Below are 23494 nucleotides of genomic sequence, written 5' to 3' on the forward strand. Positions count from 1 at the left end.
TTACAAACCCCGTCACAATGGTAACTTGCCAGAATCTTAGCGAAGAGAGATAAGCATGTATAAGGATTTTTTCGGTTTCACGGAGATGCCGTTCTCCATAGTACCGAGTTCTCGGTATTTGTATTTGAGTGCGCGTCACAGAGAAGCAATGAATCATCTTCAATCGGGTTTGGGAGAAGGTGGCGGATTTGCGATGCTGACTGGTGAAGTTGGAACAGGCAAAACGACGGTGTCGAAAGCCATGCTTTCCACTCTAGGAGAGGAAACCAAAGCCGCGCTTATTCTCAATCCAACGTATTCAAACCAAGATTTGCTGGAGGCTATTTGCGATGAATTTGGTATTGAATACCCAGAATCAGCCAGCCTGAAAGAGCTGACGCAATCCATTCAGCGTTTCTTACTTGAGAATCATGAGAGCGGATGTCAAACGCTTTTGATCATAGATGAAGCGCAGCATCTCCTTCCTGATGTGCTAGAGCAATTAAGATTACTCACCAATCTAGAAACCGATAGTCAAAAACTTTTAAAAGTATTGCTGATTGGGCAGCCTGAATTACAAGCAAAGTTACAGACAACGGAACTCAGACAGCTTGCACAGCGTATTACTGGTCGATATCACCTGTTACCACTTAACCCTACAGAGGTGAGTGAGTACATTGCGTTTCGGCTTGGGTTGGCGAATGGCTCCCAAAGTAGTTTCGAACCCGCTGCAATTAAAGTCATCGCAAAATACACGCAGGGTATACCTCGTCTTATCAATTTGATCTGCGATAAAAGCCTACAATATGCCAGTCAAAGTGGTGTTAAGGTTGTGAATAAAGCGCGAGCCGAACAAGCTTGCCAGGATGTCATGGCGTTCCAAGCACCCGTTCAGGGGGCTCCCTCACCATCGTCACGCTCCTCTTCGATTTGGCAAACACTGCTGCTATTAACTGGGAGCGCAGCACTCGCGATATTGGCTTATTTTGCTACACCACTGGTGCTTCAGAAAGTGATTCCAGCTCAACCTCCAGAAGTCCAAGTTACAACCAAGACGATCCAAATACCGGTTGTTGATACTTTGTTGCCTTATTTAAAGCGCAGCGAAGGTGAAACAGAAACAACGCTAAAGCTGTTCGGTTTATGGGGGCTTAAGGCTTCGGTTAGAGATACGAATTGTGAAAGGTCTCGCTCTTCCTACTATTGTTCCATTGAGTCAGGAGGGTTAGATGACGTGATAACGCGGAATCGCCCCGTGGTTTTTGCGCTGAATGTGGGCGACGAACGACATTATTCGTTGCTGTATGCAATATCTGGCAATACGGCTCAAATTCTGGTTGGAGACGCTCGTATAGAAGTGCCTATCGGGTGGTTGGAGCAGAACTGGGCTGGTGAATATCGCACTATTTGGCATGATCCAATTGCGGAGACGCTTAAGCTTGGGCAGCAAGGCGAATCCGTTGCTAAGTTAGATGTGATGTTGGCTAAGGCACTCGGTGAACCATCACTGGGCAGTGATGTTTTTGATGAAGTATTGAAAGACAAAGTGGAAGCATTTCAGCGTTGGCAAGGGTTATTTGTTGATGGAATTGTAGGAGCTAAGACCTTGCAGTATTTAGATCTAATTGTGAACGATTTGGCGCCATCATTGACCGCTCCATCATTGACTAAAGTGACTGAGGAACCATCGGATGCGTAATGTGCATAATCGGATAAAGTGGAAAGGGGCTTCCAGCCATTGGGGGATTCAATGAGTTACTTAAATACGCCCTCAACGGGGTTCAGCTTTTTGAAATTGATGGTATTTGTCGTTCCTGCTGTATTGGTGTCTTCATGGCAGTATATGAATTATCAACCAGATAGCGCCCTCGTCATACAGGTAAAAACGGTGAAAGAGCCACTAGCGAAGGTGATCACTTATCCTGAACCTAAGCCTCTTAAGGACATGCCAACGGTCGATGAACACCCCACTGAAGTACGGTATGACGCTGCGACGGAAACAGCACGAGTGCTGAGTACTCAAGCGCGACCTGAGGCGCCAATACAGCTAAAGCCTCAAGAGCAAAAAAAAGAAACGTTGGATAACTTAGATCTTTCCTCTTTGTCACCGGAATTGGCGCAAGCGGTTCAATCGGCTATTCACGATACCGCGAAACTGGATTCTCGTCGTTATGATGATGAACCCGTTGAAGCTATGACGTTAGAGACCACGCCGTTAGAAGCTACGCCGCTATTAGGCAATGAACGCCGATTCCGAGGTAAACTTCCGGCACTTAACTTACAAACTCATATGTACGCATCAAGTAAAGATAGACGCTGGGTGAAAGTGAATGGTAAGGAGTTAAAAGAGGGGGATTGGGTCGATGATCAAGTCATGATTAAGAGCATCACCCCTAGAACGGTTGTGGTGGAGTTTGCGGGTCAGAAAATTGAGCTACCTGCATTGCATGAATGGCGTTAGCTTCCATTTTTTATGGTGTGCTCTTGTTAATGTTAATGAAGTACAGCGATCAAAAAAGGGCGCATAATGTGCCCTTCTTTTTTTAGTGTCTATTTTGAATGAAGCATTAAGCCCAACCAGATGGCGCCTTTTTTCTGCGGGGAATGAGGTGAGGAAGAACCAGTCCAAAGATAAGACCAATGCCCGCAACACCACCGCCATACATGAAATACTTCAACAGTAAATCTTCTTTCTGTGTATCCAGTTTTGCGCGCAATTCACGCACTTCACTTTGAGAGGCGGTTAACTGCTTGTTCATATCGGCGTAGTTCTTTTCAAGCTCTTTGATTTGTTCGTTACGAGCTTCAAGGGAGTTCACCAGCCCAGATTTCTCATCATCAGAGTTTCGACGTGCATTCGCCAGTTTCTCTTTCACTTCGGTCAGCTCTTTTTCAAGTGCAGGCAATCGCTCTGCTATGCTTGGGCGAGTGGATACGTATTTGCTATCTACCCAGCCTTTTCTGCCTTTAGAGTCGACAACTTGGCTATATCCAGAATCAGGATTTGTTGCAACTAACGTAATTTTGTCGCCTGCATTGACACTGCCGATGATTCGAAATTGATTGCTTGGTCCTGCGTGCATATAAGTGAATAAGTTGTCTGAGATGTAACGATCTTTTGCGAAGCTGACAGGCGCGACAAGCATGCTAAAGAGGGTCAGACAAATAAGTTTTTTCACGGTACGTCCCTTAACTGATGGAGTTGAACAACGTTTACGCTATCCATTTATTCTTAATTAGACAGAGATAGTATGAATTTTCAGGCGGTGGTGCAACAAAAGAGGGAGGTAAAGCCTCCCTTTCTGTGCGTTTGAGTCAATAATGACATGTGTCTAACAGGAGGCTTACAAAAATAAGCCTTGAATTGCATAGAAGAAGATGACGGCAAGCAGTGCGCCAGCTGGTAACGTAACAACCCAAGATGCAACGATGTTACGTACCACGCCAAGGTTGAGTGCTGCGATGCCCCGAGCAAAGCCGACACCTAACACGGCGCCAACGAGGGTTTGCGTGGTTGAAATAGGTAAACCAGTGCCAGATGCTAAAACCACCGTTGAAGCGGTTGCGAGCTGAGCAGCAAAGCCACGGCTTGGAGTCAGTTCCGTAATACCAGTACCTACTGTCGCCATGACTTTGTGTCCCATGGTTGCCAAACCGACAACGATACCAATACCGCCGAGTGGTAAGATCCACCACGCAATGGACGTTTTCTCCACGATTTCACCGAGGTTTTCAACGGTCGAAACCACAGCAGATAGAGGACCAATTGCGTTTGCTACGTCGTTCGAACCGTGGGCAAATGCCATCGCACATGCTGTAATCACCATGAGCACACTGAAAATGCTCTCAACACCGGCGAAGCTGTGGTCGTCCTCGCGATGGGCGAACTTCTTCTGAATATAGAGGTAGCCACCGATCATGATTAAGCCAGACACACCAGCAGACCATAGCCAAGCTTCTGAGTTGGTTAAATGCAAGCCAACGTGTTTCAAACCTTTCTTAATGGTCACCAACGCAATCACCATGGTGGTGATGAACATATAGACTGGTACAAAACGTTTGGCGTTAATGAGTGGGTTTTCTGTATCGAAAATTAGGCGCTGTGCACTAACGAATATCAAGTAAGCGAAGATACCTGAAATCAATGGTGTCACAATCCAACTTCCGACAATGCCCTGTACTGATTGCCAATCAACGGCTTCAGTACCAACGGATACGCAAGCAAATCCGATGATGGCACCAATAATAGAGTGAGTAGTAGAAACCGGCCAGCCCATGTACGACGCAAGCAGTAGCCAGGTACCTGCAGCGAGAAGCGCAGACATCATACCGTATACAAGAACGTCAGGCTGATCAGCAAAGAAGGACGTCTCGATAACCCCTTTACGGATAGTATCGGTGACTTCGCCACCCGCCAGATAAGCACCAGCAAATTCGAAAATCATCGCGATGATGATCGCTTGTTTTACCGTCAGCGCTTTAGAGCCAACGGACGTACCCATGGCGTTTGCTACATCATTGGCACCGATACCAATTGCCATTAAGAAGCCAAATAAAGCAGCCACTATAATTATGATAGTGCCGTAGTTCGCAAGGATATCCATCGTAATACCTAGTTGTTGGATAACGAATGAGAGGATTTTTGAACAAGCGCGCAACAAGGGCACACAAGCTTTCCGTGCGCCTTGTTGCAATCCAATCTCATGTTATGTGTTTCAGTTTTCGGTTATGAACGAGATAGCATCAGTTCAAGGCGAGCGCCGACGCGCTGAGCTTGATCGGCGATGCCACCTACCCATTCTAAAATCTTGTATAAGAACATAATGTCGATCGGATTGTACTTCGACTCGACCGCCATAAGTTGCTGGCGTAATACAATTTGCATGGCATCGGTATCGTCTTCGATGGCATCCAATTGGTTGATCATCTCAGCCACCAAAGTGACTTCGCGACCTTTAAAACCCGTTTCCAATAATTCGTCTAGTTCGCTGATGACTTTCTGCGCTTGATCGGCGGCATCAAGGCAACGCTTAACGTATAAAATGAAGTTTTCCTGAAGTGGCTCTGGAATTTGTAGTTGGCGACCAATAACCCGACCTGCGATGTCTTTGGCAAGGTTGGCTAGCTTGTCTTGCTGGGTGAGCAAATCAAGCATATCGGTACGATCGACAGGCATGAATAATCCACGTGGCAGTTTCAGACGAATCTCACGTTTTAACACGTCAGCTTCCCTCTCCAAATGAGAGATCTGAGCTCGAATTTCGCCGGCTTTTTCCCAGTCACCCTTAGCGCTAACTTCAAAGAAATTAACGAGGTGAGAGCAGCACTCATTCACACACACAACGTGGCGTTGCAAAGGTTTTATTGGGGACTTTGCAAATAACCCCATAATTGTATTTACTGGCATGGTTATTCAACCTAAAAAATATAACCTTAATAAGAAACTTCAGCCATAAAGGTGAAATCTTGAACGATGGCTATAAAGTCGCGCATGTTAACCTAATCATTCCATCATTAAAACTGTTTTAGATCATCATTTGGGCGTTAATTGCCTCTTGCTGATGTTAGTATTAAGCAATATGCTTTCAGGGTCATCCGTTAAAGGTATAAATATGGAAACTGAGATAGAACTGAAGTTTTTTGTTTCACCTGAATTTTCAAAGATTTTGGTTGCCAAAATAGCTGAAGAGAAAGTTCTACAGCACAGTTGTCGAGAGTTGGGGAATACCTATTTCGATACCCCAGAAAATTGGTTAAGACAACATGACATCGGTCTGCGAATTCGACGCTATGATGATGTCTTCGTTCAGACAGTGAAAACTGCGGGTCGTGTTGTTGCAGGTTTACATCAACGGCCTGAATACAACGCCGAGCATTCCAATAATATTCCCGACCTATACCTCCATCCTAGCGACATTTGGCCCAATGGCAAAGAAATAGACGCATTACAGCAAGAGCTTACTCCTATTTTCTCTACCGATTTTAAGCGCGAACAGTGGTTGATTAGCATGTCGGATGGGAGCCAAGTTGAAGTGGCATTTGATCACGGTTGGGTAACGGCGGGCGACAAACAAGATGAAATTTGTGAAGTCGAGTTAGAGTTGAAATCTGGACAAACCGACGCACTCTTCAATCTTGCTCGTGTTTTGTGTGAAGATGGTGGTATGCGTTTGGGTAACTTGAGCAAAGCGGCTCGCGGATATCGGTTAGCGTATGAGCATCAAGGTGATGAGGTGACACCTCTGACGTTGGTCGCAACGGAAAGTTCTCACAACGCAGAGTATTGCCTTATTCAGTCTTTGGAGCATGCATTGGGTCACTGGCATTACCATGAGCAAATCTATGTTGAGCGTGATGAGTTCGATGCTTTACATGAAATTGCCCATGCCATTGGCTTTATTCGCCAAACATTGTCGGTATTTGGCGGCATAGTGCCACGACGAGCGAGCGCCGTTCTACGGCAAGAGTTGATGTGGTTAGAAGATGAGCTAATGTGGCTTAAAGATGCAGGCTACTTAGGCGAGTTGATGGATGATAAAGGGCATGTATTACGAAAGTTGAATGCTCAAAAGTGGCTTGTCGAGCAGCTTGATGCCCAATTCCAAGCTCTACCGAACAGAGAACAATCCTTGAAGTTGCTTAAATCCGCTCGCTACACTCGTTTGTTGCTTGATCTGAGCCGTTGGATCCTCACTCGGGGTTGGCAGCCATTCCTCGATGACAAAGCACGTGAGAAGATGGCTCAAGATGTGCGCACCTTTTCGGTAAAGCAACTCGATAGGACATGGGCTGAATTGGTTGAGGCGTTTCCAGCAGAGCGTCAATTGAGCCGCCAAGACTATATTGATCAGCAGTACCGTTTATCCAGAAATTTGTACACTGGAATCTGTTTTGCGTCTCTCTATAACGCAGAAGATAGAAATGCGTTCCGCTTACCTTGGGAAGATCTCAAGCAAGGTATCGACGATTTGTTAATGTTAGAGCCGCTATGCAAATTACTGCCAAGTTTAGACGGTGAAAACCAAATGCAATTGGAACGTTGGTTGAATCGACAAGAAAACTCCATTTTGCATGCGATGGAACAAACCCGAAAAATGAGTATGGATACCACACCCTACTGGCAATAAACCTTTCCTCAGAAGTGCACTTGGTTGAATGAGTGCACTTTACTCTCTAGCTCAACGCGAGCTCATTTCATTAACTAAGTTAAAAAGTTATTTTATATTTCTGTTTGAACGCCGACACATAAATCGCGAGATTTCCAACAATATGAGTAAACAACAAGTATTGGATCACAAATAGGGAATTCCATCAGTGAAAAGTGACTGGCAACTCAATGGCAACGAAATGTCTTTGTTATTATCGCTTTCATACGAGGCGTAAAATAAATCCACAACAATAAAAAGTACGTCTCACAAAGAGTGCGGCAGTATTTGTTCGCAGTTCAATGAACACTATATGGAGTACGTACTATGGCGAGTATGAAGTTTAAACCGTGGGAAAGAGTTATTACAGATATTCGGTTGGTGCCAAAGTTAGTGATATTGATGGTATTCAGTACTGTCCTGATCATTGTGAAGCAACTTTGGGATGCGAATACTTTTTACGATTCAGTGGTTCTTGTCCAAAAAGATCAAGCGCAGGAAGTTTCTCACGCACAAGCCTCTTCTATAGACAGCGTATTAAACAGTAATAGGGAAGGCGCGGTGTCGTTGGTGGAAAACAACATTGCTGCGTTGACCAAAAACCGCAACACTAACCACTACATCTATTTGGTTGAACGAGACACTGGCAAAGTTCTCGGTCACCCTTCAGCAAGAACTCTTTCTGAACTCAATCAAACAACAGAAAGTGGACAGCCTTTATCGGCTCTGATTAGCGGAGCCTCTACTGGTTTTGGTTTTGAGCTGGAAGGTGGTAATCGATTTGAGTATGCGTCCAAAATTAGTGGTGCAGATTGGTTTGTCATCGCCTCTCAAAGTGGAGACATTGCTCAAGCTCGCTACGACGACTATTTGTCGCAAATCTTTTGGCAAACCTTGGTGATGATCATTGTGTTTGTTGCTCTGCTACTTGGCGCCGCGCGAATTATGCTACGACAGACTCAGTACATTGCTTATAGCATTCAAAGAATGGCAGACAAAGATCTATCAACACCCATTAACTTGGAATGCAAAGATGAATACGGCGATCTGGCTCGTGAACTAGAGAAAACGCGCTCTCAACTTCAAGAGGTCATTAAGCTGCAAATCAACTCTTCTCAAGAGTTATCCGCTCTAACGGAAGTGATGGCCATCAGCATGTCGGAAACGAAAGATTCTGCGCAAGAAGAGTTTAATGAGATTGACCAGCTAGCAACGGCAATGGGGGAAATGAAGGCAACCGTTCAGGCAGTAGCAGAGCACGCCCAAAATGCCTCGTCTGTTACAGAGAATGCCTCGAGTCAAGCTCAGCAAGCGCAACGCTTTGTGCGAGATACGGTAGGTAAGATGAGTGAGTTATCGGGAGATATATCCGAATCTGCTCAGGCTGTGAATCAAGTGGAAGAACGCGTAGAAGCCATCGGCAGTGTGGTGGGGACAATTCAAGGAATCTCTGAGCAAACCAATCTCCTAGCGCTCAATGCTGCCATTGAAGCGGCACGTGCAGGTGAAGCTGGACGTGGCTTTGCGGTGGTTGCCGATGAAGTTCGAAACCTCGCGCAAAGAACGCAAGGCGCGACGATTGAGATTCAAGAAATGATCACTCAACTTCAAACCAGCGCAAATTCCGCTGTTGAGTTAATGGAAAAAAGTGTGGTTGAAGCTTCAGAAGGTGTGGCGTTGGTTACCAATGCAGGTACAGAGCTGGATGGCATTGTTGTTCAGGTAAACCAAATTAATGACATGAATTTCCAAATTGCCACGTCGGCTGGACAACAAAGTACGGTAGCCGAAGAGATGAACCAAAACCTCAGTAATGTTCGGGAGCTCGTAGAAGCCTCCGTTGTCGTAGTAGGGGAATTGCTGGAAACATCAGAAATAATGCAAGCAAATGCTGAAGAACTGGATGGGAAAATACAGTCGTTTAATGTTTGACGGGTTTTTAAACTCATAGAATACAAATAGCGCTCACATTTCATATGTGGGCGTTTTTTTATGTGATATGGTAAATCGAATAAGACCACCTAACTCGTTGACAGGGATGAACAATGACCTTACCGACGCCCATTGCAGAACAAGCCCAATTCTCACGTCAGAAAATAGAAGAACATTACCCATCAGTATTCGACACTTGGCCCCAAGCCAAATTATCGGATCTTGAGCGCGTGCTAGGCTTGAGTGATTTTATCGCCGACAGTATGCAGCGAGATGAAAAGCTGTGTCAGCGATTACCTGAAATGTTATCAACACAAAACCGAGCCGATGACTATCGTGACAGGTTAAAAAAACAGCTTGCCAAATGTGTCGATGAAAACACCATGATGAAAAAATTGCGCGAATTCAGGCGTCGGGAAATGGTGTACATCGCGTGGCGAGATTTTACCGGGTCGTGGCCACTGGAAAATAGCCTACATCATTTGTCCTCCCTTGCGGAAGCGCTTATTTTTGAAACCTATAGGCACCTTTATCACGCTTGTTGTAAAGAGTGGGGAACGCCGTGCAATGAACATGGTGAAGCGCAACCCATGTTGATCATTGGGATGGGGAAGCTAGGTGGTGGTGAGCTCAACTTTTCTTCTGATATCGATCTTATTTTTACGTATCCCGAGAATGGGGAAACTCAAGGAGCCCGCCGTAGCATTGCGAATGCACAGTTTTTTACTCGTTTGGGACAGCGATTGATCAAAGCGTTAGATCAGCAAACGTTTGATGGCTTTTGTTATCGAGTCGATATGCGATTGAGACCGTTTGGAGAAAGCGGTCCGTTGGTGATGAGTTATGCAGCATTAGAAGATTACTACCAAGAGCAAGGGCGCGATTGGGAACGATACGCCATGATCAAAGCTCGCGTTATGGGGCGAGAAATGTACCCTGAGTATCAAGAGTTAAGAGGCATGCTTCGCCCATTCGTTTTTAGGCGCTACATCGACTTCAGTGCCATTCAATCACTTCGTCGCATGAAATCCATGATCAGTACCGAAGTGCGCCGTCGTGGATTATCGGACAACATTAAGCTTGGTGCTGGTGGCATCCGTGAAGTGGAGTTTATTGCTCAAGTCTTTCAACTGATCCGTGGTGGTCGAGAGCCCAGCTTGAGAGGGCGGGGCTTACTAGAAACGTTAGACGCAATCGAAGCCAAAACTTTGTTATCGGAAGATGACGTCATGCATCTGAGAGAAGGGTATTTATTCCTTCGAAAACTTGAAAACTTAATTCAAGCGATTGGCGATCAACAAACTCAGACTTTGCCAGACAAAGCACTGGATCAACAGCGTTTAGCTGTAGCGATGAAATGTTCAAGTTGGGATGCGTTGCGTGGTTCGATAGAGGAACATATGTCTAATATCCACGCGATTTTCGAGCAACTCATCGGTGATGAAGAAGAAGAAACTCAAGCGGTTTCAAAACACTTTAAAGAAATGTGGGATCTGGCCAATACCGAAGAGGTATTGGTGCACATTTTTGAAGATGACCTCAAAGTTGAATCCCCAGATCCATTGGTGAAAACCATTATGGGCTTTAAAAAGGACTTAGCGAAAAAAACATTAGGTCCTCGCGGTCGCGAAGTCTTGAACCGATTGATGCCTAAGGTCTTCCATGCACTGTTTAATCACAAAGATGCCGAGTTTGGTTTGTCTCGGGTCTTACATTTACTTCACAATATTTGCACTCGTACGACTTATCTAGAGCTTCTTGATGAGCATCCGGCTGCGCTGACTCAACTGGTGAAGTTATGTACCGCTAGCCCCATGATATCTGAGCAACTTTCTCGGTACCCGATATTACTCGATGAGCTTTTGGATTTGCAGCACCTCTATAATCCAACACCTCTGACAGAATATAAATCTGAGCTTCGGGATTACCTAGCACGCATTCCAGAAGATGATATGGAGCAACAAATGGATGCGCTGCGACAGTTTAAGCAAATATGCATATTGCGCATTGCCGCGGCGGATATCTCGGGTGTATTACCTGTCATGAAAGTGAGTGATCACTTGACGTACTTGGCTGAAGCCATAGTTGAAGCCGTTGTAGGGCAGGCTTGGTTGCAAGTGACCGAAAAATATGGCGAACCTACCCACCTTAAAGATCGTGAAGGCAAAGGCTTTGCGGTTATCGGTTATGGCAAAGTCGGTGGTTGGGAGCTGGGCTATAATTCTGATCTGGATATTGTGTTCATGCATGACTGCCCAGTGCATGTCTACACGGACGGCAAGAAAGAGATTGATGGCAGACAGTTTTATTTGCGTTTAGCCCAGCGCATCATCCATATCTTTTCCGTTCGCACCGCTTCCGGCATCTTGTATGAAGCCGACACAAGGCTGCGTCCTTCTGGGGCTTCGGGCATGCTGGTCAGCCCAACGGATGCATTTGAAGAATATCAATTACAGGAAGCTTGGACATGGGAACACCAAGCGCTTGTCAGAGCGCGTGCTATATACAGCGATGCACCTTTAAAATCGGCTTTTGAAGCAACAAGAGCTAAAGTCCTCTCTGCAAAGCGAGAGCAAAGCAAACTCAGAAAAGACGTTGCAGAGATGCGTGAAAAAATGCGCAGCCATCTTGGGGGGAAAAAAGCCGGGCGGTTTATGTTGAAGCAAGATCCCGGTGGCATCACCGACATTGAATTTTTAGTTCAATATTTAGTCTTAAACTTCAGCTCAGAATTCCCATCTTTATTAACGTATTCTGATAACGTTCGGATTCTTGAAGCAGCGGCAAATTTGTCGTTATTGCCCGCTCAACAAGCCGCCAAGCTGACTTCTGCATACACCACATTAAGAGATGAAATTCATCATCGAAACTTGTTAAATCAAGACGCTGATGTAGCGGAATCACACTTCCAAGAGGAAAGAGAATGCGTCGTGCATTCATGGCGTGAATGGCTAATCGATTGAACACCCATTGAGGTAGCCAGAGTGTAGACTCTGGTCTTACCGTTTTTTGCGTCTGGCGGCTATGTTACTATTCTGCCGGATTTGTATTTTTGGAGACAAACATGAAACCAATTTTGCCGGACTACACTCAATCTGGAGTGCTGATTGTAGGCGATGTAATGCTCGATCGTTACTGGTACGGACCGACAGGTCGAATTTCACCAGAAGCACCAGTACCTGTTGTCAAAGTTGAAGACAATGAGGAGCGCCCAGGTGGAGCGGCAAACGTGGCGATGAATATTGCCAGTCTTGGTGGTCATGCGTATTTAGTCGGCTTAACGGGTCAAGATGAACCCGCTCAAGTGTTGAATGAAAAATTAACCTCTCTAAACGTGACGTGTGATTTTGTCTCACTTCCCGACTTTCCAACGATCACTAAGTTGCGTGTAATGAGCCGTGGTCAGCAGCTTATCCGGTTAGACTTTGAAGACAACTTTGAAAATACTGATGCGCAATTTGTACTGGATCGCATGGAGAAAGCGTTACCGAACGTGAAATCAGTCATTTTATCGGATTATGCGAAAGGGGCGTTAGAACATGTTCAGCAGTTCATTCAGAAAGCGCGCTCTGCTAGTGTCCCTGTTTTTATTGACCCCAAAGGTGCCGATTTTGAACGCTATCGTGGTGCAACATTGCTGACACCGAACATGGCGGAATTTGAGTTAGTTGCCGGAAAAGTGAAGAATGAAGAAGATCTTGCTGAAAAAGGGCTGGCTCTGATTGAAGAATTTGATTTTGAGGCGTTGCTGGTCACTCGAAGTGAGCATGGCATGACGTTACTTCGTAGAGGTCAAGAACCTTTTCATCTTCCAACTCAAGCAAAAGAAGTCTTTGATGTAACAGGCGCAGGCGATACGGTTATATCCGTTCTTGCTGCCTCTGTGGCGGCGGGAAAACCACTCGATGAGGCGTGTGCGTTAGCGAATGCTGCCGCAGGTGTCGTGGTTGGTAAGCTTGGTACGTCAACGCTGTCCACCATTGAGTTGGCAGCAGCAGTGCACGGTAGCCAAGACACCGATTACGGCGTGATTAGCGAACATGATCTGATTGCGGCAGTAAAACAAGCACGCGCAAAAGGTGAGAAAGTGGTCATGACCAACGGTTGTTTTGATATTTTACATGCGGGTCACGTGTCGTATTTAAATCACGCCGCTGAACTTGGCGACAGGCTCATTGTTGCCGTCAATACGGATGCGTCGGTAAGAGCGTTGAAAGGTCCAGGTAGACCCGTCAATTCAACAGAACGCCGAATGGCCGTACTCGCTGGTTTAGGTGCTGTTGATTGGGTGGTTCCATTCAGTGAAGAAACACCACAACGTTTGATTGCTGAAGTATTACCAAGCTTGCTTGTCAAAGGCGGAGACTATAAACCAGAAGAGATAGCGGGTGGCAAAGAAGTCATTGATGCTGGCGGTGAAGTGCGAGTGTTGAACTTTGAAGAAGGATGTTCAACTACTGAGATCATCGAGGCAATCAAAGGTGGGCGTGGTTAACCTCCACAGCTAGGAAAAATAAAAAACGACGTTTATACGTCGTTTTTTATTTTTACGATCTAAAACAACTTAGCTTACAGATTTCAAACCTGCATTAATGTCCACAATATCTTGCTCGCTTAATGTACCCACAGCCTGACGAAGTTCAAGAACACTTAGGATGTAGTTATAACGTGCATCAGAAAGATTGCGGTTGGCGTCGTACAGGCGACGAGTTGAGTCGAGCACATCAACAATGGTTCGAGTGCCCACATCGAAGCCTGCTTCGGTTGCTTCAAGAGCGGATTGCGCTGAAATCATCGACTGGTTGTAGGCACGGATAGCACCAATATTGGCATTGATGTTGTTGTAGTAGGCACGAACATCTTTTACAACGGAACGGTATGTTTTCTCTAAATCTTGGCTCGCCTTAATATACTCCGCTTCGGCTTTCTTTGTTAGTGATGTCGTGTTACCACCAGTGTAAAGTGGTACATGGAGAGTTACGCCAATGTTAAATTCATTGAAGCTCCCATTCCCAATCCCCCCTTCTGTACCAGAAACGTTGGTGAAATTATATCCACTATCTAACGTAAGGCTTGGTAAATGACCAGAATAGGCTAACGAGATGGAGTCTCTTGCGATATCTTGTGCGATGCGCTTGGTCAGTAGCGCTAAGTTTTCTTGTTGCGCTTGTTCGATTAATGCTTGGGTTGATGCCTCGGGTCTGTCTGCTGAAAAGCGCTTAGTATCAAGAACGGCGATTTTTTGGTGTTCCTCGCCAGTGATTTCACGCAGAGCTTCGTAGCTATTGGCTAGGGTGTTTTCTTGAAGTACCTCCGATGCCAATACGCTGTCATACTGCGCTTGCGCATCATGTACATCCGTGATTGCGGATAAACCGACTTCAAAGCGTTGTTTGGTTTGTTCAAGTTGGCGAGCTACAGCGGCTTTTTCTGCACGAACAAAATCGAGACTGTCTTGTGCTTTTAGCACTTCAAAGTAGGCTTTAGCCACTCGTAGGATAAGATTTTGCTGTTGAGCTGCGTAGTCTGAATCAATTTCTCGAGCCTTTTTCTCAGTTTGCTTGAGGTTTAACCAACTGCTTCGTTTGTAAAGCTCTTGTTTTAAGCCTACGCCTGCTGTCAGAGAATTACTATCGCGTGAACTTAAGCTGCTCTGCCGAATGTTGTAACCCGCCTGGAGATCAATTTGAGGAAGCATGGTACTGCGAGAGCTATTAATGGCTTCAAATGCCGCTTCGCGCTGTGCGGCGGCACTCAGTAATTGAGGATCGTTTTGTTTTGCTAAATCGTAAATTTCAGCTAGGTTATCTGCCCAGGCTGCATTAATGCCTAGTGCAGTGGTAATTAATAGTGGAAGCAGCTTTTTCATTTTGCCTTTCCTGCCTTGTTATATAAAAATTGGAGCCATGCGCGAGTGTAACGCAACTCGCTTGACTTTTATGTCTATCTTTGCATTTTTAGCAATGTATCACTTAGATGCACAGCAAATAAATTATTCACTTAAATATTTTTGCAGTCATTATCAAAAAAGTTGAGCGCAATCATTGGAGATATCAGGATACAATGATTAGAATTCTCATCTCCGGAGACACGCAATGCAGCAGTCAGACAACAAACATCAACAGTTTACTCCACAAGATGTAAAAATCATCTCAAGAAAATCGCTTTATCGAGGCTTTTTCTCGATGGTGAAATACACATTCCAGCATAAATTGTTTGCTGGTGGATGGAGTCACCCCATTGAGCGTGAAATGTTTGAAAGGGGTCATGCCGCCGCGATGTTGCCATATGATCCTATCGAAGACAAAGTTGTCCTGATTGAGCAAATTCGAGTTGGGGCACTTGAGCACCATAGCCCATGGCAACTCGAAATTGTGGCTGGCGTGATAGATACCGATGAATCCTCTGAAGCAGTTGTACGCCGTGAAGCGATTGAAGAGGCTGGCGTTGACGTTGGGAAAATCGAAACCATAACGAGTTACTACCCTTCTTCAGGAGGTTGTTCTGAAAAGTTGGATGTTTTCATCGGTCAGGTAGCGGCATCAAGCGCTCAAGGCATTCATGGCTTAGACTATGAAGATGAAGACATAAAAGTGCATGTGATGAGTCGGCAAGAAGCTTACCAGCTTGTTAGGGACGGAATTATTGAGAATGGTGCCTCAATAATTGCACTGCAATGGTTGGAATTGCATCATGAAGAACTAAAATCTCGGTGGACGTAAAGAATGTTGAATAAGTCATATCATGTTGATCTTGCCGCTCTTATGAGAGTATACGAGACCAATTACGCCAAATTGAATGCATTGCTGCCAGGACAACCGAGTGTTGGTGACGTGCGTTCTTATCAGGTGGCGTCCATGGCTTATCAGTTGGAAGTGAGTGAAGTGACCAAATACACCACGCTCATCGATGTGTGTCAGTGTGACGAGCAACCCGTTTTTCCACTTCCAAAGATGACCGTACGACTTTACCACGATGCTCGTGTTGCAGAAGTGTGTGCAAGCGAGCAGATTTCTCGGGTCTTTGCTCGTTATGATTATCCCAATACAAAAATGGTGCAAAAGGATGAAAAGTTTCAACTTAACCAATTTTTAGGTGAGTGGCTTACCTTCTGTCTCAAAAACGGTATTAGCCGAAGCCCCATTTATTAAGCACCAACATTATCAAAAATTAATGTTATCAAAAACCAATGTTATCAAAATAGTGTAGAGAGATTCAGCCAGGTTTTATTTTGAAATTGTCCTTAGATTCAAATCGCGATATCAGACTATTGCAGATTACTGACACTCATTTGTTTGAACCTGAAGACGGGTGCTTATTGAGTGTTAACACCCAAGATAGTTTTCATGCTGTTGTAAATACGGTTCTTTCTCGGCAATTGGAATTCGAAGCCATTCTGGCAACGGGCGATATTTCTCAAGATCATACCGCGGTTTCTTATCAGAAATTTGAAGAAGGCATTGCTCCATTAAAGAAGCCATGTTTTTGGTTACCGGGTAATCACGATTTCAAACCGGGAATGCACAGTATTTTCCCGTCTACGCAAATTAAGACTACATCGCACGTTGTGCTCAATCAAAAGTGGCAGATCATATTACTGGATAGCCAAGTTGAGGGCGTTCCTCATGGTCGACTGAGCCAAGAACAGTTGGATTTACTGGAATCTAAATTGACTGAGTTTCCTGACCATCGCGCCATTGTGCTATTGCATCACCATCCAGTTTTGGTCGGTAGTCATTGGCTTGATCAGCATGCTTTAAAAGATGCCGATGACTTTTGGTCCGTACTAAGCCATCATCAAAATGTAGAGGCGGTACTATGTGGGCACGTCCATCAAGATTTTGATGTGATGTATCAGGGAGTCAGAGTGGTGGCGACCCCTTCGACTTGCGTGCAATTTAAGCCTAACTCCGATGATTTTGCGTTAGATAATGAGTCGCCAGGTTGGCGCATGCTCACTCTTACCCAAGAGGGAGAACTCAAACTGGAAGTTGGGCGATTACCCGATGGTGAGTTTCTGCCTGATTTTTCTGCTGGAGGATATTAATTTGAGCCAAAACAAGCCCTCATTGTTGCTTTATATCCACGGGTTTAACAGTTCCCCTCAGTCACATAAAGCGAATATCATTCTAGAGTGGTGTAGTGAACATCGGCCGGATATCAAAGTGATTGCACCACAGCTTCCTTGTTACCCACAGCTCGCGGCAGAGTGTTTGCTCGAAACCGTAAAACAATATCAGGCCGACTATCAAATTGGATTGATTGGTAGCTCTCTGGGGGGGTACTTGTCTACGTGGCTCAATGCTCATTTTGGTTATAGAGCCGTATTGGTGAATCCAGCAGTAAAACCTTATGAATTGTTGGCGGATTACCTAGGGAAGCAAGTTAATCCCTATACTCAAGAAGAATATGTGTTAGAAGAAAAACACATGGATGAACTTAAGGCGCTGGATGTTAGTATCATTAAACAGCCACAGGATTTTTGGTTACTTCAACAAGAAGATGATGAAGTCTTGGATTTTCGGCAAGCCGTGACGCGATACAAAGGCGCACAACAAACCGTTGAGCCTGGTGGCGATCACAGTTTTGTTGGTTTTGAAAGATACCCTCAACAAATCATAGAGTTCCTAAGAATTTAGCTGGGTAGCTTAAACATTTAAACACGGAGGGGCAGTTAGCCCAAGTTGGTATGGGGTCATAATTTTGAGGTTTACTTACCTTGCTCTCTTGACAACCCCTTGTCTGATCCAGAGTATGTTCCATCATAGTTTTATCATTGTGCTTTTGAGGTCTTTTTCTACAACTAGGCGCAACTTTCCACAATGTCACCAAAAAACTGAACAATCACGCATCAATGTGCTGATTGCATTCTAATCACTTGAGTATTATTCCGTATTATGACTGAACAATATAATGCGAAAGACCTGTCTGTTCTTGAAGGTCTCGACCCAGTACGACACCGTCCTGGTATGTATACCGAAACTGAGCGTCCAAACCATCTTGCGCAAGAGGTTATCGATAACTCAGTCGACGAAGCATTGGCTGGGCATGCAAAGAAGATAAAAGTCATTTTGCATAGCGACCAATCACTAGAAGTGATCGATGATGGTCGAGGTATGCCCGTCGATATTCATCCAGAAAAAGGGATTTCGGGTGTGGAACTTATTATGACCAAGCTCCATGCTGGTGGTAAGTTTTCCAACGATAACTATAAATTTTCTGGTGGCTTGCACGGCGTGGGTATTTCCGTTGTGAACGCTTTATCCAAACGTGTTGAAGTCACGGTAAAGCGTGAAGGTCAGGTACATGAAATCGCGTTTGAGGGCGGGGAGACGGTCAGTGATTTAACGGTGACAGGCACGTGCGGTCATCGCAATACAGGCACCTCTGTTCACTTTTGGCCGGATGCTAAGTACTTTGACAGCGCTAAATTTTCTGTTCTGAGGTTGGTCAATAATCTACGCGCGAAAGCCGTGTTGTGCCCTGGGCTCGAAATCACCTTTAACGATAAGGTCAATAACGAAGAACACAAATGGTTCTATGAAGATGGCCTGAAAGACTACCTTGCTGAAGGTGTGAAAGGTTATACCGTTCTTCCAGAAGAGCCTTATATCGGTGACTTTTCCGCTGAGACGGAAATGGCGACATGGGCCGTGATTTGGCAGCCTGAGGGCGGCGAAATGATCACAGAGAGCTATGTCAACTTAGTTCCCACCAAGCAGGGCGGCACCCACGTTAATGGCCTTCGCCAAGGATTGTTGGATGCCATGCGCGAATTTTGTGAGTTCCGAAACTTGTTGCCACGTGGTATCAAACTGACGGGTGATGACGTCTTCGATCGCTGCTCTTATGTACTCTCAATAAAAATGCAAGACCCTCAGTTTGCCGGGCAAACCAAAGAGCGTTTGTCTTCTCGTCAAACTGCGGCATTCGTTTCCGGTGTTGTGAAAGATGCCTTTAGCCTGTGGCTAAATGAAAAGCCGCAATTGGCCGAGCAACTGGCGGAAGTGTGTATTGCCAATGCTCATCGTCGTATGCGTGCGAGCAAAAAAGTCGTACGTAAGAAAATCGCATCCGGTCCAGCGCTTCCAGGCAAGCTTACCGACTGTTCTGTTCAAGACTTGAGCCGAACTGAAATTTTCTTTGTGGAAGGGGACTCTGCGGGAGGCAGTGCAAAACAGGCTCGGGATAGAGAGTTCCAAGCGGTGATGCCACTTCGCGGTAAAATACTCAATACTTGGGAAGTCTCTGCTGATCAGGTATTGGCTTCTCAAGAAGTGCACGATATCTCCGTTGCTCTAGGAATTGACCCAGACAACGATAACCTAGATGGCTTACGCTACGGTAAGGTATGTATTCTCGCGGATGCGGACTCGGATGGTCTTCATATTGCGACGCTTTTATGCGCCCTATTTACACGCCATTTCCGTGCGTTGGTGGAAGCTGGTCATATTTACGTTGCCATGCCTCCTTTGTATCGAATCGATTGTGGTAAAGACGTTTTCTACGCCCTAGACGATGATGAAAAAGAAGGAGTATTGGAGCGCCTTTCTAAGAAGAAAGCCAAAATCAATGTGCAGCGATTCAAAGGTCTGGGTGAAATGAACCCACTTCAGCTGCGTGAAACAACCATGGATCCTAATACGCGTCGCTTGGTTCAATTGACCATAGATGACAGCGATGCAACCATGGAAATGATGGACATGTTGCTTGGCAAGAAACGTGCGGATGACCGCCGTGCTTGGCTACAAAGCAACGGTGATTTGGCTGAGGTTTAATAGATGTCGACAGAAATAACATACGATGGCGTTGAACAGCTGCCGATGCGCAGATTTACTGAAGATGCCTATCTAAACTACTCCATGTACGTCATCATGGATCGTGCATTGCCCTATATTGGCGACGGTTTAAAACCGGTTCAGCGACGCATTATTTATGCCATGTCGGAGCTCGGTTTATCCGCTGCGTCTAAATACAAAAAATCGGCGCGTACTGTGGGCGATGTGTTGGGTAAATATCACCCCCACGGTGATTCTGCCTGTTATGAAGCCATGGTATTGATGGCGCAACCGTTCTCCTATCGTTACCCGTTGGTTGATGGTCAGGGGAACTGGGGAGCGCCGGATGACCCGAAATCCTTCGCTGCGATGCGATATACCGAAGCCAAATTGTCCAAGTTTGCGGAAGTGCTGCTTGGAGAATTAGGGCAAGGAACCGTTGAATGGCAACCCAACTTTGATGGCACGATGAAAGAGCCTCAAATGTTGCCTGCAAGGCTGCCTCATATTCTCCTGAACGGTGTGACGGGGATTGCGGTTGGTATGGCGACAGATATCCCGCCACACAACGTACGTGAAGTGGCGGATGCCACCATTAAGCTAATTGATAACCCTAAGCTGGAACTGGCAGACATCATGCAAGATGTCCAAGGACCGGACTATCCGACGGAAGCGGAGATCATTTCTCCGAAAGCTGAAATCGAGAAGATTTACCGCAATGGTCGCGGTAGCATTAAAATGCGCGCGGTGTGGAACAGAGAGAATGGTGAGATCGTCATCACCTCTTTGCCTCATCAAGTCTCAGGTGCAAAACTACTCGAACAGATCGCCAATCAGATGCGAGCGAAGAAACTTCCGATGGTTGATGATCTTCGTGATGAATCTGATCACGAAAATCCAACTCGTATTGTCATCGTCCCCAGATCGAATCGGGTGGACTGCGATCAATTGATGAATCATTTGTTTGCTTCTACGGATTTGGAAAAAAGTTATCGTGTTAACTTAAACATGATTGGCTTGGATAACCGCCCACAAGTGAAAGGGCTGGTGATGATCCTGAAAGAGTGGATCGAATTTCGTCGTGAAACGGTTCGTCGCAGGTTGCAATATCGTTTAGATAAAGTGTTGGCACGTTTGCACATCTTGGAAGGTTTGCTGATCGCCTATTTGAATCTTGATGAAGTGATCGAAATTATCCGAACGGAAGACGATCCAAAAGCGGTGCTGATGACTCGTTTTGGTATCACTGAAATTCAAGCCGATGCGATCCTCGATACGAAACTTCGTCATCTTGCCAAGCTCGAAGAAATGAAGATCCGTGGCGAGCAAGAAGAGTTAGAAAAAGAACGTGAGAAACTGGAACAGCTTCTCGGCTCTGAGCGCCGCTTGAACACATTGATTAAAAAAGAGATCAAAGCCGACGCTGAGAAATACGGTGATGATCGTCGTTCGCCCATTGTTGAGCGTGAAGAAGCAAAAGCGTTGACCGAGCGAGACCTGATGCCGAGCGAACCAATCACCGTGGTTCTTTCGGAAAAAGGCTGGATACGTCATGCTAAAGGTCATGATGTTGATTGTGAAAGCTTGAATTATAAATCGGGTGACAATTATCTAGCTCACGCTCGCGGTAAAAGTAATCAACAAGCCGTTTTTCTTGGTACAGACGGTCGCAGTTATTCGCTCGAATCCCATTCATTGCCTTCTGCGCGGAGCCAAGGCGAGCCTATCACTGGTCGCTTGAACATTACTGCGGGTACAACCATTAGCCAAGTGATCATGGGCGAGGAAGATCAGCTCTGGCTCGTTGGTTCAGATGCTGGTTATGGGTTTGTGTGCAAAGGCGCGGACTTGCTTTCTAAAAACCGAAGCGGTAAGGCGCTGGTGAATCTGCCTCAGAATTCTGAAGTCATGACGCCAAGTGCTATTTCTGATCTGGATAATGACGAGATCCTCGCGATCACCAATCAAGGTCGAATGCTGATATTTGCTATTAAAGATTTACCCCAACTCAGCAAGGGCAAAGGGAATAAGATCATTAATATCCCTTCAGCAAAAGCCAAAGAGCGGGAAGAAACGGTTTCTCATCTAATGGCTCTGCCAAGTGGGGTATCTATCACGCTGTACGCGGGTAAGCGGAAGCTCGGTTTGAAACCGGCTGACTTAGATAATTTCCGAGGAGAGCGAGGTCGAAGAGGTGGCTTGTTACCACGAGGTTTACAGCGCGTGACTCGAATTGAAATTGAGAGTAGCGCTCAGCTATCTGATCCTGAATCAGACAGTGAATAATGCCTCCCCCCTAGTTTTAAACTAGGGGGTTTTGGTTTGGTGCGTTTTTTGTTTAGTGTATAGATTGATCTAGAGGGGAAGCTCGTCTTTTAACCTTGCGGGTCGTCACCAACGAGTACATTGAGTGTTACTTTTTCACCTTTACGAAGCACGGTCATTTCTACTTCAGTACCAGGGCGAAGCCCCGTTACGATTTCCAACACACCTTCTTTTCCGTTAACTTTTTCACCACCAATTTCAAGTATGATGTCTTTTACTCTAATCCCCGCTTTTTCTGCGGGACCTCCCACATCCACACTCATTACTATGATTCCGCCGACGTATTCCGCCCCAAGTATTCTGGATGAGATGGAAGTGATGTCTTGGCCACTAATACCAATGTAACCACGAATGACTCGACCATCCGCGATGATTTTTGCCATTACCCGATCAGCTAAAAAATACGGTATGGCAAATGAAATCCCATAAGTATTGGTGTTCGTTGCTTGCTGAAATGAAGCCGTATTAATACCAACTAATTCCCCTTTGGTGTTCACCAAAGCGCCACCTGAATTACCTTTGTTGATTGCCGCATCCGTTTGTATAAAGGGCTGACGACCATCTGCGCTGATAGCAAAGCGTTCTATCGCCGAAATGATACCAAAAGTGGTGGTTTGCCCTAAGTTATACGGGTTACCTATCGCAAGAACGACGTCGCCGACTTTTTCTTGATAGTTCGGATTTAGAGGGATAACAGGTAGATTTCCCCCTTCGATACGCAAGACAGCGATGTCTGTTCTGCGATCTTTACCGACCAGTTGAGCGGAGAAGTATCGACCATCTTGCAAGGCTACCGTTATTTCGGCAGCCTGAGCGATGACATGATAGTTCGTAATGATGTAACCTTTTTTACTTACAATGACGCCAGATCCGAGATCTTGCTTAATCCTATTCCTGTCACCATTATTTGGCTTGCTCGTATAAATGTTGACTACGGCGGGGCTCGCTCTACGTACAGCATGACTGAACGAGACTTGAAGATCTTCGATATTCGCTGGCGTGTTATTTATCGTGGCTTCTACCGCAGCCGTTCGTAGTGATGGCAATACCGCAAGAAGTAAACCTGCAGTGATGAGTCCTATGAATGAAGAGCGTAAAAGGGTTGTCCACATACTATCCTCAGAGTGGGTATAAGGGGAAAACCCCATAAGAATTTGATTTGTATTAAAAGGGAAAGCATAGCACTGAATAGCTAGCGGATGCCAGTGTTGGCTATGCCAGTTGTCTGTTAGCTCAGATAGAGCAGGCGTAAAAAAGGAAGCAGTAAATTTGCTCCCTTTTTAGAAATGTTGTTTGTTAAATAATAAGTTCTATTTTAATATCAATAAGTTACTC

Annotated in this window: 17 protein-coding genes; 12 read left to right on the forward strand and 5 right to left on the reverse strand. The window is 45.5% G+C overall.

Annotation, left to right across the window (positions count from 1 at the left end):
- Nucleotides 1-55 precede the first annotated feature (55 nt).
- Nucleotides 56-1678 (forward strand): ExeA family protein, encoded by a 1623-nt coding sequence (locus HC752_RS00465; protein ID WP_190333122.1) that lies wholly within the window; start codon nt 56-58, stop codon nt 1676-1678.
- Nucleotides 1679-1729: 51 nt separating this feature from the next.
- The gene (locus HC752_RS00470; RefSeq protein WP_190333123.1) at nt 1730-2440 is read left to right on the forward strand and encodes a general secretion pathway protein GspB; all 711 of its coding nucleotides are present in this window, start codon (nt 1730-1732) and stop codon (nt 2438-2440) included.
- Between the two features lie 106 nt (nt 2441-2546).
- Here the strand turns inward: HC752_RS00470 and HC752_RS00475 are convergent, their stop codons facing one another.
- The 3 genes from HC752_RS00475 to HC752_RS00485 all read right to left on the reverse strand — a co-directional run bounded on the left by HC752_RS00475 (nt 2547) and on the right by HC752_RS00485 (nt 5386).
- A complete protein-coding gene (locus HC752_RS00475) occupies nt 2547-3158 on the reverse strand; it encodes a TIGR04211 family SH3 domain-containing protein (RefSeq protein WP_190333124.1) in 612 nt (203 codons plus the stop codon).
- A gap of 165 nt (nt 3159-3323) precedes the next feature.
- On the reverse strand, nt 3324-4583 hold the full coding sequence (locus HC752_RS00480) for an inorganic phosphate transporter (RefSeq protein WP_190333125.1): 1260 nt from the start codon (nt 4581-4583) through the stop codon (nt 3324-3326).
- Nucleotides 4584-4705: 122 nt separating this feature from the next.
- Nucleotides 4706-5386, reverse strand: a complete 681-nt coding sequence (locus HC752_RS00485) for a TIGR00153 family protein (RefSeq protein ID WP_190333126.1) — start codon at nt 5384-5386, stop codon at nt 4706-4708.
- Between the two features lie 205 nt (nt 5387-5591).
- Between HC752_RS00485 and HC752_RS00490 the strand changes: the two genes are divergently transcribed.
- From HC752_RS00490 to hldE, 4 genes are all read left to right on the forward strand, one after another.
- Nucleotides 5592-7106, forward strand: coding sequence for a CYTH and CHAD domain-containing protein (locus HC752_RS00490; protein ID WP_190333127.1), 1515 nt, complete (start codon nt 5592-5594; stop codon nt 7104-7106).
- 345 nt (nt 7107-7451) lie between these two features.
- Nucleotides 7452-9056 (forward strand): methyl-accepting chemotaxis protein, encoded by a 1605-nt coding sequence (locus tag HC752_RS00495; RefSeq protein WP_190333128.1) that lies wholly within the window; start codon nt 7452-7454, stop codon nt 9054-9056.
- A 113-nt stretch (nt 9057-9169) separates the two neighbouring features.
- Nucleotides 9170-12019, forward strand: a complete 2850-nt coding sequence (glnE, locus tag HC752_RS00500; RefSeq protein ID WP_190333129.1) for a bifunctional [glutamate--ammonia ligase]-adenylyl-L-tyrosine phosphorylase/[glutamate--ammonia-ligase] adenylyltransferase — start codon at nt 9170-9172, stop codon at nt 12017-12019.
- A 101-nt stretch (nt 12020-12120) separates the two neighbouring features.
- Nucleotides 12121-13551 (forward strand): bifunctional D-glycero-beta-D-manno-heptose-7-phosphate kinase/D-glycero-beta-D-manno-heptose 1-phosphate adenylyltransferase HldE, encoded by a 1431-nt coding sequence (gene hldE / locus HC752_RS00505; RefSeq protein ID WP_190333130.1) that lies wholly within the window; start codon nt 12121-12123, stop codon nt 13549-13551.
- A gap of 69 nt (nt 13552-13620) precedes the next feature.
- Here hldE and tolC read toward each other — a convergent pair whose 3' ends face one another.
- Nucleotides 13621-14925: an outer membrane channel protein TolC gene (gene tolC / locus HC752_RS00510; RefSeq protein WP_190333131.1), complete on the reverse strand. Its 1305-nt coding sequence runs from the start codon at nt 14923-14925 to the stop codon at nt 13621-13623.
- A gap of 226 nt (nt 14926-15151) precedes the next feature.
- Here tolC and nudF point away from each other — a divergent pair, with 226 nt between their 5' ends.
- The 6 genes from nudF (at nt 15152) to parC (ending at nt 22120) form a co-directional block, all read left to right on the forward strand.
- A complete protein-coding gene (gene nudF, locus HC752_RS00515) occupies nt 15152-15778 on the forward strand; it encodes an ADP-ribose diphosphatase (protein ID WP_190333132.1) in 627 nt (208 codons plus the stop codon).
- Nucleotides 15779-15781: 3 nt separating this feature from the next.
- Nucleotides 15782-16207, forward strand: coding sequence for a DUF1249 family protein (locus HC752_RS00520; protein ID WP_190333133.1), 426 nt, complete (start codon nt 15782-15784; stop codon nt 16205-16207).
- 80 nt (nt 16208-16287) lie between these two features.
- Complete coding sequence (cpdA, locus tag HC752_RS00525) at nt 16288-17103, forward strand: 3',5'-cyclic-AMP phosphodiesterase (protein ID WP_190333134.1); 816 nt, start codon at nt 16288-16290, stop codon at nt 17101-17103.
- Between the two features lies 1 nt (nt 17104).
- Nucleotides 17105-17695 (forward strand): esterase YqiA, encoded by a 591-nt coding sequence (yqiA, locus tag HC752_RS00530; protein WP_238930391.1) that lies wholly within the window; start codon nt 17105-17107, stop codon nt 17693-17695.
- A gap of 258 nt (nt 17696-17953) precedes the next feature.
- Entirely contained in the window at nt 17954-19834 is a 1881-nt protein-coding gene (gene parE / locus HC752_RS00535; RefSeq protein WP_190333136.1) for a DNA topoisomerase IV subunit B, read from the forward strand.
- A 3-nt stretch (nt 19835-19837) separates the two neighbouring features.
- The gene (gene parC, locus HC752_RS00540; protein WP_190333137.1) at nt 19838-22120 is read left to right on the forward strand and encodes a DNA topoisomerase IV subunit A; all 2283 of its coding nucleotides are present in this window, start codon (nt 19838-19840) and stop codon (nt 22118-22120) included.
- An 89-nt stretch (nt 22121-22209) separates the two neighbouring features.
- Here the strand turns inward: parC and degS are convergent, their stop codons facing one another.
- Nucleotides 22210-23271, reverse strand: a complete 1062-nt coding sequence (gene degS / locus HC752_RS00545; protein ID WP_190333138.1) for an outer membrane-stress sensor serine endopeptidase DegS — start codon at nt 23269-23271, stop codon at nt 22210-22212.
- Nucleotides 23272-23494 lie beyond the last annotated feature (223 nt).

Origin of the sequence: Vibrio sp. S9_S30 (genome assembly GCF_014694455.1) — a bacterium.
Taxonomy (GTDB): domain Bacteria; phylum Pseudomonadota; class Gammaproteobacteria; order Enterobacterales; family Vibrionaceae; genus Vibrio.